The sequence below is a fragment of the Chitinophaga flava genome (assembly GCF_003308995.1).
Taxonomy (GTDB): domain Bacteria; phylum Bacteroidota; class Bacteroidia; order Chitinophagales; family Chitinophagaceae; genus Chitinophaga; species Chitinophaga flava.
The window spans coordinates 1053657-1069925 of the sequence record NZ_QFFJ01000001.1; the positions used below are offsets into that span (position 1 = coordinate 1053657).

At 45.0% G+C, this 16269-nt stretch carries 18 protein-coding genes and 1 pseudogene; 12 read left to right on the top strand and 7 right to left on the bottom strand.

Features of this window, described 5'->3' with window-relative positions; genetic code table 11:
* The first annotated feature begins 162 nt into the window (after positions 1–162).
* The 5 genes from DF182_RS04075 to DF182_RS04095 all read left to right on the top strand — a co-directional run bounded on the left by DF182_RS04075 (position 163) and on the right by DF182_RS04095 (position 4499).
* The gene (locus tag DF182_RS04075) at positions 163–891 is read left to right on the top strand and encodes a hypothetical protein (RefSeq protein WP_113614392.1); all 729 of its coding nucleotides are present in this window, start codon (positions 163–165) and stop codon (positions 889–891) included.
* Positions 892–1079: 188 nt separating this feature from the next.
* A complete protein-coding gene (locus DF182_RS04080) occupies positions 1080–1934 on the top strand; it encodes an NAD(P)-dependent oxidoreductase (protein WP_113614393.1) in 855 nt (284 codons plus the stop codon).
* A gap of 62 nt (positions 1935–1996) precedes the next feature.
* The gene (locus tag DF182_RS04085) at positions 1997–2866 is read left to right on the top strand and encodes an aminoglycoside phosphotransferase family protein (RefSeq protein WP_113614394.1); all 870 of its coding nucleotides are present in this window, start codon (positions 1997–1999) and stop codon (positions 2864–2866) included.
* An 11-nt stretch (positions 2867–2877) separates the two neighbouring features.
* Positions 2878–3753: an AraC family transcriptional regulator gene (locus tag DF182_RS04090; protein WP_161964043.1), complete on the top strand. Its 876-nt coding sequence runs from the start codon at positions 2878–2880 to the stop codon at positions 3751–3753.
* A gap of 56 nt (positions 3754–3809) precedes the next feature.
* Complete coding sequence (locus tag DF182_RS04095) at positions 3810–4499, top strand: siderophore-interacting protein (protein WP_161964044.1); 690 nt, start codon at positions 3810–3812, stop codon at positions 4497–4499.
* A 7-nt stretch (positions 4500–4506) separates the two neighbouring features.
* On the opposite strand, the gene DF182_RS04100 is transcribed toward DF182_RS04095, so the two are convergent.
* Entirely contained in the window at positions 4507–4992 is a 486-nt protein-coding gene (locus DF182_RS04100) for a GNAT family N-acetyltransferase (RefSeq protein WP_211327050.1), read from the bottom strand.
* A 462-nt stretch (positions 4993–5454) separates the two neighbouring features.
* Between DF182_RS04100 and DF182_RS32085 the strand changes: the two genes are divergently transcribed.
* Entirely contained in the window at positions 5455–5676 is a 222-nt protein-coding gene (locus DF182_RS32085) for a hypothetical protein (protein WP_147243342.1), read from the top strand.
* 37 nt (positions 5677–5713) lie between these two features.
* Positions 5714–5917 carry a hypothetical protein gene (locus tag DF182_RS04110; protein WP_113614398.1) on the top strand — a complete coding sequence of 68 codons (204 nt, stop codon included), beginning with the start codon at positions 5714–5716 and terminating at the stop codon, positions 5915–5917.
* Between the two features lie 58 nt (positions 5918–5975).
* Here DF182_RS04110 and DF182_RS04115 read toward each other — a convergent pair whose 3' ends face one another.
* The 3 genes and pseudogenes from DF182_RS04115 to DF182_RS04125 form a co-directional block, all read right to left on the bottom strand.
* On the bottom strand, positions 5976–6716 hold the full coding sequence (locus tag DF182_RS04115; protein ID WP_113614399.1) for a metallophosphoesterase family protein: 741 nt from the start codon (positions 6714–6716) through the stop codon (positions 5976–5978).
* Positions 6717–7087: 371 nt separating this feature from the next.
* Positions 7088–7465: pseudogene (locus tag DF182_RS32835) on the bottom strand (hypothetical protein); the annotation flags it as partial.
* Positions 7466–7634: 169 nt separating this feature from the next.
* Entirely contained in the window at positions 7635–8621 is a 987-nt protein-coding gene (locus tag DF182_RS04125) for a GlxA family transcriptional regulator (protein WP_113616771.1), read from the bottom strand.
* A gap of 112 nt (positions 8622–8733) precedes the next feature.
* On the opposite strand from DF182_RS04125, the gene DF182_RS04130 reads away from it, so the two are divergent.
* Positions 8734–9297 carry a dihydrofolate reductase family protein gene (locus tag DF182_RS04130; protein ID WP_113614401.1) on the top strand — a complete coding sequence of 188 codons (564 nt, stop codon included), beginning with the start codon at positions 8734–8736 and terminating at the stop codon, positions 9295–9297.
* Positions 9298–9465: 168 nt separating this feature from the next.
* Here DF182_RS04130 and DF182_RS04135 read toward each other — a convergent pair whose 3' ends face one another.
* Both DF182_RS04135 and DF182_RS04140 read right to left on the bottom strand, forming a co-directional pair.
* Positions 9466–10242, bottom strand: coding sequence for a 3-keto-disaccharide hydrolase (locus DF182_RS04135; RefSeq protein WP_113614402.1), 777 nt, complete (start codon positions 10240–10242; stop codon positions 9466–9468).
* A gap of 26 nt (positions 10243–10268) precedes the next feature.
* Entirely contained in the window at positions 10269–10568 is a 300-nt protein-coding gene (locus DF182_RS04140) for a hypothetical protein (protein ID WP_113614403.1), read from the bottom strand.
* Between the two features lie 149 nt (positions 10569–10717).
* On the opposite strand from DF182_RS04140, the gene DF182_RS04145 reads away from it, so the two are divergent.
* Entirely contained in the window at positions 10718–11221 is a 504-nt protein-coding gene (locus DF182_RS04145; RefSeq protein ID WP_113614404.1) for a DinB family protein, read from the top strand.
* A 4-nt stretch (positions 11222–11225) separates the two neighbouring features.
* On the opposite strand, the gene DF182_RS04150 is transcribed toward DF182_RS04145, so the two are convergent.
* Complete coding sequence (locus tag DF182_RS04150) at positions 11226–12149, bottom strand: polysaccharide deacetylase family protein (protein WP_113614405.1); 924 nt, start codon at positions 12147–12149, stop codon at positions 11226–11228.
* A gap of 123 nt (positions 12150–12272) precedes the next feature.
* Between DF182_RS04150 and cas6 the strand changes: the two genes are divergently transcribed.
* From cas6 to DF182_RS04165, 3 genes are all read left to right on the top strand, one after another.
* Complete coding sequence (gene cas6, locus DF182_RS04155) at positions 12273–13073, top strand: CRISPR-associated endoribonuclease Cas6 (protein WP_113614406.1); 801 nt, start codon at positions 12273–12275, stop codon at positions 13071–13073.
* A 329-nt stretch (positions 13074–13402) separates the two neighbouring features.
* A complete protein-coding gene (locus DF182_RS04160; RefSeq protein ID WP_113614407.1) occupies positions 13403–15271 on the top strand; it encodes a hypothetical protein in 1869 nt (622 codons plus the stop codon).
* A 60-nt stretch (positions 15272–15331) separates the two neighbouring features.
* Positions 15332–16264 carry a type I CRISPR-associated protein Cas7 gene (locus DF182_RS04165; RefSeq protein WP_113614408.1) on the top strand — a complete coding sequence of 311 codons (933 nt, stop codon included), beginning with the start codon at positions 15332–15334 and terminating at the stop codon, positions 16262–16264.
* Positions 16265–16269: the final 5 nt, after the last annotated feature.

A 16269-nucleotide genomic window follows, 5' to 3' on the forward strand; every position in this document is an offset into this window, starting at 1 on the left:
AGAAAAATGTTTCATTAATTTATCAAGATCGGGCAGCCCTCCTTTGTGATGAAAAATAAACCGATCGGTTGAAAAAAAGAGTACAGCCGTGACCGTACTTCCGGAACCTACCGCGCCCGTATTAGGAAGAATCCATAAATTAGCATACTAAACCTGTTAGCCATGACCTCCCCGGGAAAACAATACCCGTTTTTTCACGATATGATTATCAGCTGGTTCCAGGGCAAACTGACTACCCGTGAAATGATTGCCAATACTGCCGGTATATTGCAACTGGAACCGCACGAACCCGGCTTTTCTGATCCCGTAGCGCTTTTTGAAACAGCGCTGGAAGATTACCATCCTGACTATTTTTTTGAATGGCTGGATTACAAACAATATGCAAGAGACACCGCTCCAGTGGTAGCAGGACTCACTCATCAACTCACCACCCTACTGGCCGGAGAGCAGTCCCAGCACGAGTTTATGGAATGGGCCACCTGGCATAATATGGATGGTGGAGAAACTACCGCTGGCGTTTTCGAAAACAGGAACATCGAATATTTTTGTCTCATATTTTTACCCCTGCATTATCAACAGCTGGACACCACCTTCTACCGGAAGGCCATAGATATCATCGCGCGCAGCCCTGATACATCCTATGGTGCTTTTGTGATAGCCCTTCATTTGTTACTGGAGAAAGAATATAAAAGCCTGTATTATTTTCTGACAGCTTATATCGAAGGACATAAAACTGATGCGGAGCTGAATCAGTATCTGGAAAAGAAGTTCAGTCACAAGCTGCCGGAATTCCGGTATGATATCCGCACCTTTCCCTATCTGGATGCCCTGCATACCGCCAGAGAAACAAAAAGCAGTACCAGCGCATTTATGCAGCTGATGATCGTATAAAATAAATGCCAGGCCATGCGCATACTGCAGCCGCCAGGCTTACCAGAAAACTCGTTTCATAAGATGATAAGTTGCCTGTGATCAGAATTTAACAAGCGGTTATCAGTATTTAACCAAATAAGTATATAATTTTTTATGTAAAAAGCTAATTTCTTTCAGTTTCCTACCTTTATCAAAATTTAAGTCATATGGTAGCATTTTTAGGTATGGGCCTGCTTGGATCAAACTTTGTAAGGGCAATGATCAACAAAGGAATGCAGGTACAGGTATGGAACCGCACCCACTCCAGGGCAGCAGCAATGGAAGCCTACGGTGCAAAAGCATTTGAAAATGTGGCTGACGCCGTAAAAGGAGCCGACAGGGTACATATCACCCTGAAAGATGACGCCTCCGTAGACGAGGTGCTGGCAGCCGCCAGTGCTGGTCTGAAGCCGGGAGCTATCATCATAGATCATACTACCACTTCCACCGAAGGCGCCATTCAAAGAACGCAGGCATGGAAAGAACGTGGGTTCATCTATCAACACGCACCGGTGTTCATGGGACCGCAAAATGCGCTGGAAAGCACCGGCACCATGCTGGTATCCGGTGATCAGGCTGTGACTGCACAACTGGAACCAGAGCTGTCTAAGTTAACCGGCAAGGTGATGAACTTCGGACCAGAGCCTGGCAAAGCTGCCGGCATCAAACTGATCGGCAACCTCTTTCTGGTGACATTCACTGCAGGGCTCTCTGATACCCTCTCCCTCGCCAAAGGATTAAACATCCAGCTGAGTGAGGTCACTACGCTGTTTGACTCCTGGAATCCGGGCGCTATGCTGCCGGCAAGGCTCAAACGCATGACCAGCGGCAACTACAGCGAACCCTCCTGGGAACTGAACATGGCCCGCAAAGATACCCAGCTGTTTCTTAACGCAGCCGAACAAAACGGCGCGCACCTGGCCATTATCCCGGCCATCGCAAAAGAAATGGACCGCTGGATCGCAAAAGGCCAGGGCAGCCAGGACTGGAACATCATAGCAAAAGATAATATACCCGCTTAATACGACTGTCCCTCTTATACGGAAAAGAGGGACAGCTTTTTTTACACCATGCTTTTTTACCCATGCCCAACACTAACGATGTCACATCCGTTCAGGAATGGCGGAATGAAGCTGCCTTCCAGGCCGGTGACAAAGAACGGAAACATTACCTGAAAAAATGGGAACTGCAACCTGATGGCCCTGCCTTCAGAACATATGCCTGCTGGCTCCAACCCGTTGTCTACCAGCAACAGCCAGCCATGCTTAAAATAGCGCTGGAGGCAGAAGAACAGCTGGGAGGTATCCTTATGTCTTACTGGGATGGAGAAGGGGCCGCCCGCGTATTACAGATGGACGGCAGCGCCCTCCTGCTGGAACGCATCAGCAGCAAAAACTCCCTCCTCGAAATGGCCCTCAACGGACAAGACACCGCTGCCAGCCGTATCATCTGCCAGGTGGCCGACAAACTCCATGCACCACGTACCACACCCGCACCAGCACAACTGCTGCCACTCGCTACCTGGTTTGAAGAACTGGAACCTGCTGCAGGTAAATACGGCGGTATCCTCGAAGAGTCACATCTCATCGCCAAACAGTTGCTCCGTTATCCGCAGGAAATATGTGTACTGCATGGTGATCTTCACCATACCAATGTACTCGATGCCGGTGCCCGCGGATGGGTAGCCATCGATCCCAGAAGACTGATAGGTGACAGGGGTTTCGACTATGCCCATATCTTCTGCAACCCGGATCTGGAAACAGCCCTGGCGCCCGGACGCCTCGCCGCACAGGTGGCAGTAGTGGCTTCCGCCGCCAACATGGAACCACAACGCCTCCTGAAATGGATCGTAGCCTACAGCGGTCTCTCCGCCGCCTGGAGCCTCAGCGCAGCAGAAGACGCCTCCATCGCATTGGGAGCCGCAGAAATAGCTTTCGCGCTGTTATCTTCCTAAATAAAAAATATATGCGCAGCAAACAACAAAGGAAAAACCAGGTACCTGTACATAAAGCCCCCTTCGGCAGAGGCTTCGAAATAAAATATATCCGTGACGAACCCGGTAATCACGCACACCTGGACCCTCACCGCGACGATTACTACGTCTTCTTCCTGCAGGAAAGCGGTGCTATGCAACTGATGATAGACTTCGAGCTCCATCATGCAACGGGCAATACCATCGGTTACATCTGCCCCGGTCAGGTGCATCGCTATCTGGCAACGGCAGTAGTGAACGGCTGGTTTCTCGCAGTAGATATCCCGCTGGTACAAAACACCTGGAGAAACATCTTCGAGAAAACCAAAAACGAGCAACATTTTATTCCACTGCAGGACAACAACCCTTTCGTCCAATGTCTGCAACTGATATGGCAACAGCACAACAGCCATCCTACCGGCATGCCCCAGCAAAAAATTGTGCATGCACTGATTGACGCCTTTCTGGGCATGATGGCCACCGCCCTGTTACAGACAGCAGGACAGCCCGGCAAGCAGCACGACAGAGCCTATAACGTCACCCATCAGTTCAGGGAACTGGTGAAAAAAAATGTACTCACGGTAAAAAGTCCTGCTGCCTACGCCGATATGATGAACCTCTCCCTCTCCTATCTCAATGAGCTGGTGAAAGGGCAAACCAGTTTTCCCGTTAGCCATTGGATTCAACAGGAATCCTTACTGGAAGCCAAACGGCTGCTGTATTATACCGACCTTACCACCAAAGAAGTAGCCTTCCGTACCGGTTACGATGACCATACCTACTTCTCACGGGTGTTCCGTAAGCTGGCAGGTGAGACTCCGCTGGACTTCCGGGCACGGTACCGCGATTTGTCCAATCATTACCTGTGATCGTCTATTTTTCAGGTACTCATTCATTTGTTGCTTTGCAACATAAAATGAGCACTATGGGATCTGCTGTCATTCACAACAACCGTATCAGTTTTATTGAGAAAGCCCTCAACAAACAAGGCTCCGTACTGGCAATACGACATTGGGAGCCCGCCAGCTTTTATGAAATAGACCTGCACCTACCTGGTGTAAAGATGCATCAGTGGCAAACACCTCCACATATCAAATGCCGTGTAGCGCCTTATCACTACCGCGACTATACCCCTGCCCGCTGGAATGCCGACACCAGCACCTGCACCCTTTTTATAGATGCCGCCCATCAGGGTACCGGCAGCTTATGGGCCAGCCAGCTTCGTCCGGGTGATGTTTTTAATTATATCGGTATTGACGGTAGCCACCAACATGTGAAACAGGACGCCCATCTTGTAATGCTGGGCGATCAGAGCGCCATTGGACATTTCAACGCTCTGCAACAACTGGCCTCCTCCTATAGCTGGATATCCGGTATGGTGATACTCCCGGAAACAACCCACCGCAAACATTTCGTACAGGCGTTCCCGGAGTTACCACTGGAAACGATAGCTAGTCCGGAGACATTGTTAGCCCAACTGGAAGCCCTGCCTTTACATGCCTCCTGGCAATACTATCTCGCTGGCAACTCCCATCTGGTAGAGGCCTTACGTAAACTGTTGAAAGCAAGAGGCTGCGCCAGCGCCCAGATACAGGCACAGGGCTTCTGGAAATAATATCCTGCTACAGCTGTTTTTCGAGCATGATCATGTGTTTGCACTGGATGCCGTTTTCATAGATGGGTGTTGCATAATGTTCTATAAAAAAGTTACGGTGGATGGCCGTAATATCAAAACCGCTACGCTGATACAGATACAGCTGTGCTACACTGGAGTTGCCGGTGCCGATCACCAATGTGGTAAACCCCAGGGATCTGGCTTTGGCAGCGGCATCCTGCAGCAGGTATTTACCAATGCCTCGGCCCTGCCAGGCCTCATGTACAGCAATGTTTTTCACTTCAATCTTTTCGTTGTCCAGCGGCAACAAAACGTATACCCCTACCCGTGCTTTTTCCAGCAGGGCAATATATACATAGGAACCGCTGATATAGGTATTGATCATATCGGTAGAAGGGTCGGCCAGCAGTAGCAGGTCATATGGCATAGGCGCTTCCTGGCCCAGCAGTTCTGTGACCAGTTGAGGGATTATATTTTCGGGAGAAGACATCATGCGGGGAAGTTACGTATTTTTTATGGCGGCCATTGTTTTCCTCTTTCTGTACTGACAGCTTAAAGGGCGTACAACCCGCTACCAGCAGTCATGGCAGTTTTTTTTCAGTCGTAGAACAACGTACACAATCCATTAAAAAACCGGGATAGGAATACCCCGGTTATCGTTAACCAACAATTATTGTAAATGATAATCTTACCATAAAATATTTCCTGCCAGCACCAATAATGCAGCAAAAACCAATAGCACACTCAGCACGAAATACAGATGCATATAAAGCTTCATGTTTTTAGAATTAAAAGTGATCTATTACCGAAGGTCCGGTTTGCCAACGCAAAGATAGGACGGCAGGCAGTCCCGGGCGTTGCACATTTCACCGTTTCTATTGTAGAAAACGAAGAAAACGGGAGCATGCAACGGCATGGTTTTTTATTTTGTATCAGGAGAGAAAACAGCTCAAATATGAACCACTTCTCATTGGAAGGAGAACATGTAAAGATAGACTATAGTAATCCGGCACTCCCTCCTGTAGCCAGGAATTTCATGCCCGACGTATACAAAGACGGGCCTGAGTATTTCTGCGTATTTGGGGCGGGATGCGATGGGGTTATCCTGGGTACAGGTGACACTATAGAACAGGCTATCAATGCATGGGAAGAAGCCTATCATCGTAAACTAGGCTGATAGCGTACCGGTTTTCTTCATCCTAAAACCATTCAGTATGCCAGCAAACGACAGACCCACCGGCCCTGACCGGAGCAAAGAACACAAAAAGGTGACAGAAGATGATCCGCTGAAGAATGTAAGTCCCCATAACAAACACAAGGAAGAAGAACAAAAAAGGGCAGCAGAAGACATTCCGGAACAAACATCTATTGATGATGAAGAACTTGCCGGGGATGAACCACTGTCAGAAGATCTGTAATCTGTAAAAATGAATTGAAGGGACTGCCGCAATGGTGGTCCCTTTTGTTTTCAATAGGCTAAACATCAAAGATAAAGAAGGGCTTGGGTAAACCTTCTTTCAGCAGGATGGGCCTGGCAACATTAAAGATCTTTACTTCTTCCAGCATGCCCTGCAACTTCCCCTGGTGAGCATGCCCATGAAAGGCAGCTGTCACTTTACGCCGGATGAGAGGTTCGGCCAGCCTGGACGATCCCAGAAAGGGATATATCTGTTCTGACTCTCCGGCGATGGTTTCTGCTACCGGAGAATAGTGCAATACTGCAATTTTTTTCATGCCGGGATGTTCTTTTTCGATTTTGGCCAATGCCCTGTCGAGATGAAGCGCTTCGTCCACAGATTCCTGTACAAAGGCTTTCATGGCGTTTTCACCGAACATCGACAACATATGGCCGTTAAAACCACCACCAAAGCCTTTTACGCCGGCAAAACCAATATCATGTAATACAACAGCTTCACCATCCAGGATATGCACATTGTTGTGGCCCTGTATGATGTTACGGATTATTTTCTGACGCCCCTTTTCATAATCGTGGTTGCCCAATACACCCACTACCGGTATACTAAAGGTTTTCAGTTCATTGTACAGGATTTCCGCTTCCGATTCATCGCCGGTATCGGTCAGATCACCACATAAAAGCAATATGTCGGCGCTGGTATTTATCTCTTTAAAACAATCCGTCCATGTACCTTTGTCGGTGCTGGTAATATGCAGATCGGCCAGGGCTGCAATGCGCACAGTGCGTTTTTCTTCCTGCATAGTCAAACGGTTTTAATGGTATATGCTTTATAATTCCATTTTTTGATGTCTATCTCATATTGTGTCTGATCGATGAATGGACCACGGCACACGCGTGTTACTGCAACGGGTAGTTCATATTGCTGATGGGCCCGTGCCATCAGTTCATCGAAGAGCCAGCGGGGAATAATATTTGGGTAATCGGCAGGATATACAAACTGAAATATCAGCAGTTGAGCCAGCAGGAGATGCCAGTGTTGATTGAGACGGGAAAGGATTCTTTCCCAGTCGAGGTTTTTCCACCGGAGTAGAATATGGTTGATATCAGCGCCATCGTAGCGTTCCCTGTTCTGTACATATATCTTGCACCATACCAGTTCTTCCGGGGCCATGAGTTTTACGGGCACTCCTTCAAAGCTGGTGCTGACTGTATACTTATACCAGCTATCATCTACCCTGCAGATATTGTTGACAGTGTCGAAGATGATATCCAGGAAATAGACGCCTTTGAAGACTTTAGCGAGCCAGCGGACATCGGTCAGTTCCACCCTATATCCTTCTTTGGTAGCAAAACACTGGAGTATTTTTGTATATTCTGTCGATTTACAGAAGATATCAAGATCTTTGGTATTCCTGTAGATGCCGGTGTAATAAAACAGGGCGTAAGCGCCGCCCAGCATATAATCGGCGCCGCTCTCGTTTAAAAAGGTAAGTGCTTCTTTGTAGAAAGCATGTGCTTCTTTGTCTTTTTCATCAGGATGTACCTTCATACAACCATAAGTTTTATTATAGTTGTATAACAAAAAATTGTGCCTTACCCATCAGGCAGTATAGAACACCGGATATGTGGCCGGATGGGCAGACAAATACCCATCCGGCAGGAATGTAGTTGAGGAAGAAAAGCAACAAAAGGGAGGAAGACAACAGCCACTGCAGGTGTTAGCTGGCAGCCGCCATTTGCCGGTTGTATTTGTTACGGTATTCCTGTGGTGACAGGCCCGTGATTTTTTTGAAGGTAGTACGGAAAGCTTTGGTATCAGTATATCCTACTTTATACATGACTTCGCTGACATTTTCGGAAGAAGTTTCGAGGCTGTTTTTAGCTGCCTCTATCTTCACGCGCTGCATGTATTCCACAGCTGTGTTGGACGTAGCTTTTTTGAAGCGTCGTTCCAGGTTTCTGCGGCTGAGGGAGAACATGGCTGCCAGCTGATCAACTGTAATTTTTTCTGAGAAATTGTTTTCGATATATTCCTGTGCCTTGCGAATGGGCTCATCATCGTGGCTTTTCTGGCCTTCGAAGATGATGAAGGGTGATTGATTGCTTCTTTCAAATTCGATCTCAAACATTTTGGAACAGAGTATGGCCAGTTCTTTGCCGGCATATTTCTCCACCAGGTAGATAATGAGATTGTAGAAGGAGGCGGCTCCTCCGCTGGAATAAATTCCGCCTTCATCTGTGATGATTTTTTCGGAGACGAGGGTCACATCCGGGAACATCTTCCTGAAGTGATTGGCCGCAAACCAGTGGGTAGCGCATTTTTTTCCGTTTAGCAGGCCGGTAGATGCCAGCAGGAAAGCGCCCACACAGAGACTGGCAACTTCAGCGCCTTTCCGATGCTGAGCCACTACCCAGGGAAAGAAATCCCGGTTCATGCTGATGACTTTATCCATTTCGCCATTCACCGCAGGAATGATGATCAGGTCTGTTTTGCTGACTTCATCCAGCGTAAGGTCTGGCGTCACAGAAAAAAGACGGTGGTAAGTTTCTGATTCCCGTGCAAGCCCTACCAGCTGCACTTTGAACAAAGGTGGTTTTCCCGATACGGCCAGAAAGTCATTAACCTTGTTGAACACCGTAAATGAGCCTTCAATGCAAGATAGGGCTACATCACCTTTGGGGACGAGGATGGATATGTGTTTCATGAACCAAATATAAAAAAATCCGATGTCGTAAACAACCTCCATTTTGTCGGAAATGATACCCGGAGATGTCAGTTAACGACAGTAAGTTTGTAAATAAAAAGTTACCCCGGTTATGAGAAAAGTTATATTTCAGATGATGATTTCACTGGATGGTTATTTTGAGGCCAGTGAAGATCCTAAACTCGGCTGGCATACTGTTGACCAGGAGTTCAGCGACTATTCCGTAGAACTGCTAAAAGAGGCCGGCACGCTTATTTTCGGGCGTACTACCTACGAGATGATGTATGATTTCTGGCCTTCGGCCATTGCCCGGGAGAAAGAGCCCGTTGTAGCAGAAAAAATGAATACCCTTCCCAAGATCGTTTTTTCCCGCACACTCGAAAAAGCTGACTGGCACAATACAGTACTGATAAAAAACAATCTGACCGAAGAGATCAGCCGGTTAAAACAAGAAGATGGTAATGCTATTATAATCCTGGGAAGCTCCAACCTGGCCGTTTCCTTTCTGGAACTCAATCTCCTTGATGAGCTGCGGGTGATTATCAGCCCTACCATCCTGGGTAGTGGTAAAACTGTGTTTGCAGGCATTTCGGATAAACATTCCCTGAAACTGCTGCAGGTAAAGGTTATGGGATCAGGCAATGTATTGTTGTACTATGAACCGGTGAAACAATGAGCTACAGGATTACAAAAGTGATAGGAAGCATATGGAAAGGCTGTACAGGATACCCAGGAGGGGAAGCGCCGTTGTTTGACTGGCTTTTGGAAGATATATTATTACTGTTGGAAGATATCCTGTTTTGCTGCCCATTCTGTTTTAAATGAGCAGCAAAACGGTGGGATATTATAATTCTCTGATCCAGATATTACGGAAACTCAGTGGCTCACTCTTATCGCCGTGAGCCTGCAGTTTAATCGGGCTAGGACCATGCGCCTGGCGGTAGGCAGGAGCTCCGATATATTGCGTAGGCCCTTTCAGTTCCACATTGTTTTGCACCAGCACTCCGTTGAAAAGAACCGTTACCCGTGCAGGGCTTACCAGTGCACCATCGCTGCCAAAAACAGGAGCTGTCCAGATCACGTCATAGGTCTGCCATTCACCGGGTTTGTTGGTAGGGTTGGCCAGTGGCACATATTGTTTGTAGATGCTGGCAGCCATACCGTTTGTGTAGGTTTTGTTATTGTAGGAGTCCAGTACCTGCAGCTCGTAGCCAGCATCTCCTTTACCGATGGAAGCCAGGAAAACACCGCTGTTGCCTCTTCCCTGTCCGGTGCCGGTGATATTGGCCGGTACCCTCCATTCGATATGCAGCTGGTAGTTGTTGAAGGTTTTCTTCGTTTCAATATTGCCTACTTTTTTGTTGACCGTCAGCACACCTTTTTCTACGATCCATTGAGCTGGTGCATTTCTGTCATCCGCCATCACCCACTGGTCCAGGTTAGTACCGTCAAACAAAATGATTGCATCGGATGGAGCTTCCCCGCATTTTTTGCCGGGTTTCACTTCCGGCGGAACAGGACTGTATACTTCCGTATCTTCGGGTTTAGCTTTCTGCTCCTGTGCGTTGGCAATAGTAAATCCGCCTGCTAAAAAAGCGGTCAATAAGATTTTTCCTTTCATGATATAACTTGAAAATAGGTGGATGATTATTTTGTTGTTGTAGACATGAACCTGCTGACCAGTTGTTCCCATTCGATTTCCAGGCTTACGGCAGGGCTTTTCTCTCCGGCCCGACGGTACCAGTAGTCCGCATTCCACTGATCGCCTTCCACCCTGTGGAGGTAGGCATGGATATGGGCTGCATCGCGGTCGGGTAAATCCTGTACCAGCTCATGGGCCTGGTCCCAATCGCCTTTACCTGCATACCACAGGGATTGCAGGTGAACGGTCAGTCCGTCTGGCGGACGGGCAGCTTTTACGGAAGTAACAAATGTCTGTAAATCCATGGTGTGTTGATTTGTACGTGGAATTGATTTCAGATACAAGATAAAGATTAAATTGGATTGTCGCAATGCACCCTGTGAAAAGTCACTTTTCACCATGCCCCGACTGAGAAAATGATACTAAGTTTGCTACAAACATCAATCCGGTAAATATGAGACAACAACTTGTGCAGGAAGTAGAAACTACAGGCAGCTCACTGCTGCAACTGCTTTCCTCGTTTTCAGAAGAACAGATCAATACCCGCCCCTTCGAAGGAAGCTGGACAGCAGGACAGGTAGCAGAACATATCACCAAGGCCGGTAACTGCGGTATCGTATACGGCAATGTGGCTCCCAGCGACCGTCAGCCGGATGAGAAGGTAACTGCTATCAAAGAGCTCTTCCTCAACTTTGATATTCAGATGCAATCCCCCGAAATGGTGCTCCCAACACAAGACAGCCATCAAAAGGAAGCACTGCTGCAAGAGGTTCGTCAAATCTGGGAGAAACTAGTGCATGCTGCTCAAACCGTCCCCCTGGAAGATACCTGCCTGGATTTTGAACTTCCTGGCTTCGGTCCGTTTACTCGTCTGGAATGGATACAGTTTATAAACATCCACACCAAACGGCATATCCATCAACTGGAAAAAATCAAAGCCAGGTTACAAACAGCCTGATGCCTTATTTCTTTGCCTTCAGCGCTTCATAGGCGTTGTAAATATCCGGTTCCGGGCTGTTTCGCAGATACTGTTTTCGTTTATCCGTTTCCGGTATCCAGCGGAACAGCCAGGAAAAACCATATTGCTGATGATAATAGACCGGTGTAGTATATGCTTTGTCCTGCATCGCCTTCTCCAGGGAAACAAACTGATACCCTCTCCCCTGCAAAGCTTTCATCAACTCTCCGTAATAATCAGTATTCAGCTGATTTACGTGACAGAGATAGATTTGTGATATATCCCTTCCAAATAGTTCCTTTGTTAGCTGCTCAAAATATGTGAAACAATGCAACGTGTATTTTATGTAAGCAGTTGCCACTTCTTTAGCTTTCTCTTTATCCTTCTTCTTTAATGCATCCTGGTACAATGTTTCATACATATAATCGTCGCTTTCTATAGTAAACGGAACAGCTGTATAATTCTTTCCTTTTAAGTACTCCAATCGCAATGCCTGCGCCATACTATCCTTACCCATAGCATTATACGGGAACCTGAAATAAGGCACAGGCTTACCTTTCGCCACAGACCGAATGATATAATCATTAATCATCACCTCCATCTTGAAACTATCGATCGATAAATCCGCGCAATTAGAATGGTTCAATGTATGGCTTCCTAAAGTAATCAGAGGATTGTTCACCCATTGTTTCAGCAGCTGCAGACGTTCTGGTGTTATGCAGTTCGCAGCATTGATGAAGATGCTCACCGGTGTATGCAGCGCCGTGATCTTTTGCAGGAGTTTTTCGTTGGTGGCTTTGAGTTGGGCAGGTGTATAGCTCTCCGGCAGGGCCATGATAGGCGCGTCGTCTATCGTGATGGCGATTTGTTTCTGCTGGGCGGTGCAGAGTAATGAGGATAATAGTAGCGGTATCAATAAATGTTTCATGACAGATAAGATAGAAATATTTTCTAATAAGTAGATATACGGATTTACATTCCATTTACAAATTCCTGGAAAAAATTTGTAAGGTTTGTTCGGTAGCAATACTGAACCGCTCTAAACAATACTATGCAAGTCAAGATCATAATCACCGCTAAACGGCCTAGTTCTGTTATACCTGTAAACTACCAGTACCCACTTTCAGCTGTCATTTATAAAATATTGGCGCAAGGAGATGCTGACTACGCCACCTTCCTGCATGATCGAGGGTATACCAGGGACAATTCCCTTAAAGCCTTCAAACTCTTTACCTGTTCCGATTTAAATACGCCCTTCAGGATTAAAGGTGACAGGCTGTGTTTACTAAGCAATGAAGCCATTTTGATCCTCTCTTTTCATTTGCCGCAAGCTGCGTCCACCTTCATAAAGGGCCTATTTATGAATCAGCAGATTGAAATCGCTGACTTTAAAAGTAAGGCTACCTTCAGCATTACCTCCGTAGAAATACTACCACCCTTGTTCGCAGAAAATGATACTCATTCCCACGAACTAACACTGGAGCCCATATCCCCTATCGTCTGCGGGCAAAAAAGTACTAATGGCCATTATAATTTCTTATCTCCGGACCATGAGGCTTTTTGTGGTCTGATCATGTTCAACTGGAAGGAGAAACATCGAACACTTTATGGAGAGGAAGCAAGCAAGGCTGTATTTGAGGATGCTAAAATAGCCGTAGAACTAATGTCTAATCCGCCTAAGTCCAGGTTGACAACGATTAAAGCCGGAACACCAGGAGAGACTAAAATCAGAGGGTATATGAATTTTTTGCTGAAAGCAAAAGCCAATGCGGATGCATTAGAGCTGTTGATTAATAGTGGAGTTGGACTCTATAATAGTTTGTGCATGGGAAGCGTGAAGATAAGACCTTAACCTTATAAAAAGTGGTTCAATTATAAAGCACACATATTGCCAGATAGAGTTTCAATACCTATTATCCATAAGGTTATTTTTTAAAAATACAAAAAAGCACCTATCAAATAAAATTCGACCAACCATAAATAAAAAAGAAAAATAAAAATGCTATATTGCCATATAGATGATTTTTATTTATTAAATTAGGACTCGAAACTAAACAATCAAGTTTATCTAACTAATTATACCCCAACCCCACTAATCGAACCACCAAGGTATTACATTCATCCTTGCTACACTTAACTAGTCAGGATTGAATAGCTGTGGCTTTATAAAACAACATTTCTATGATCAACGTTTTATCGGGATTCATCGAATCCCTTGACCCTGCATTTAAATCCATTGGCATCAAAGTCAAGGAAGGGCTCCATATCCTGTTAAGAATTCAACAAAAAGATGGAAGGATTTTCATGGACAACAACTCCCTGGTACAATATGCCTTTACCAGAAAAAAAGACTCCACCATGGAGGAGAACAAATTTATTAAAGAAAGCGCTGCACTATCGAGGCTTTCCTGGTGCGTGGATACCAACAAATGTTTCGACCTCCCTATAAAAGCCATTCATTCCTGTTCTCCTTACTGTGTGGCTATTAAGCGTGAAAACCTCACCGGAGGTGAGAAGTATAAATCCAACACCAAAACACAGGTATATGAAAGAATAAATGCCTATTTCGATAAAGCCATTGCCCTGGTGCCGTCGAAAGAAGATCAGGAGTATGTAAAGGTATTTGCGCAGGCGCTTGACTCGGAAGAGAAATTCAATTCCTGGTTAAATCTGGTACCATTATATGATCAGGTAAAAGATGCCGAATACGTTATATTTTACCTGGATGTACCAAGGGAAAAATATGAACAGGCCAACAACCAGTATTTAACAGATAAGCTGTTTAACACCAATGAATACAACCAGCTTTACGAAGGTATTCTTCACGGCACCAGTAATTTCCAAAACGGATATCCAACTAAAAAACCATTTCTCACACACCAGACAGCCTCCTTTGATATAGCGAATAGAATCAGTACACAAACTGCCAGAAACCTCTATGACTTTCAAGAAATAATAGGCAGAGGTATTTTACCTAACCCTTTACCTATTTTCATTCATAAAGATGATTTACCTGATTCCCCCAAAGGTCATCTTGGGAAAGATGCTATTGCACTGTTTAAGAAAAATGCAGAAATCAAAGAAAGGGTTGGTTTCAGGGAAATCATTGAAGAGCTTTATTACAAGCACGATTTACAGCTACACAACTATCACCTCCTATACTATGATCGTGGATCCATTAAAGATTTTGGCGCAGTAGATAATTTTCAATATTACCTACGAGATGAAGAAAACAACCCATGGCATATCAAGGATTTGTTTAACAGCAAATCCTCCAACTACATTGACAATGTATTTGAACTTCAGCAAGCTGTACTTCAGCCCATTTTCAACAACGCATTGATCACTAAAACAAAAGCCCGAACATATCAGTACCGGTACTTCGAAGATATTGACCCTGAATACTGCAAATCGGATCGGACATTCCTGCTTGTTATGGAATACCGAAATGCATTCTATGATTACATCTATAAATCAATAAAATCATCCGTAACACAACAGATGTTCGACAGCATACTTCGAATCAGTATTCTTGAAGATATCAGGCTCGATAAAATTGAAAACGGCTATGACAAGGAAGACAGGAACATAAGGGAAAAACTGAACATCTGGTTTAGTCTCTCAGAAAAATTTAATCTATCACATAATAAATCCAAAGAAACGATGGCGAACAAACTAAAAGAACATCAGGACTTCATTAAAAAACTTGCAAAAAATGAAGTGCACATCGAATCCGATGATCAATATGCCTTTGCCGCAGGACAGGTTATATACCAACTATTATATAGAAGCAGAAGTCAAGACAAAAGCCATAAACTATTAGATCCTTTCCTCCGCCATGTCAGCGCCTCTAATCTTAACAAAGCTATTGTAAAATTATTGGCGAGCTATATTCATGAGCTGTTTTCTTCCGGTTTTGATCGATCCATTGCAGCAGTAACGGCCCATAGTACCAACACCAATATCCAGGATTTAATGCCCAGTTTAGTATCGGGATACTTTTCTGAAAATGCGCTCTTCAGCACTTCCAGAGAAAAAAATGAAAATTAAATTCTGGCAATAACAGTAAACATATAACATTCACCTCGAACAAATAAAACCATCAAGTCAATGAACAATCCTTTTAACAACCGTGTATTTGGCTGTGCCATTGTCAAATCAATCAATGCAAACTACAATGCAGATTTCTCTCATCAACCCAGAACCTTACCTGATGGTTCCGTTTATGCAACAGACAAAGCCTTTAAATACAGCATCAGGAACTACCTCACCAAACACCATAACGACGAAAAAATATTCTATTTCAAAAGCCTGAGTGAAGAAATGCAGCCAAGAAGCCTTGAAGAAACCTATACCAGGTTCTTCGGACCAATACCCAAAGGTGATAAAAAAGAATCTCAGAAAGCACGAAAAATCATTCTTGAAAATATGCTGAGCTGTCTGGATGTCCGGATCTTTGGTGGAACATTTGCCAGTAAAGATGTCAACCTATCCTTACATGGAACAGTCCAAATTACCCATGGTGTAAACAAATTCGAAGACGGCTATATCTATTCCGAACAAATATCCTCTCCCTTCAGGAACTCCGGAGACACGAGCAACGATTCCATGCAAACAACATTGGGCACCCAATTCAAACTGAGCGAAGGGCATTATGTCCATCATTTCTCCATCAATCCCCATAACCTGGAAGAAATGAACAAACAGGTAAATCACCATGGTCTTAGTATGAAAGATATTACAATCCTGAAAGAAGCCATGAAAAACGGTGTCACCTTTTATGATTCAGCCGCCAAAGCCGGAGTAGAAAATGAAGCATTAATGTGGATACAGCTGAAAGAGGGCTCCAGAATGGTACTTCCTTCTTTGGTAAACCTCATTGATATCAATAAAGAAAGAGAAATTGATCTATCCAAAGTGTCCGCACTTCTCTCCAGAGAAAACACTCAAAAAGAAATTGATAAAATCGAAATCTACTATAATCAGGCAGTAACCAAAGTCATCAACGCACCTGAAAACATTATCATCAACGAGCTCAACTAATAGTC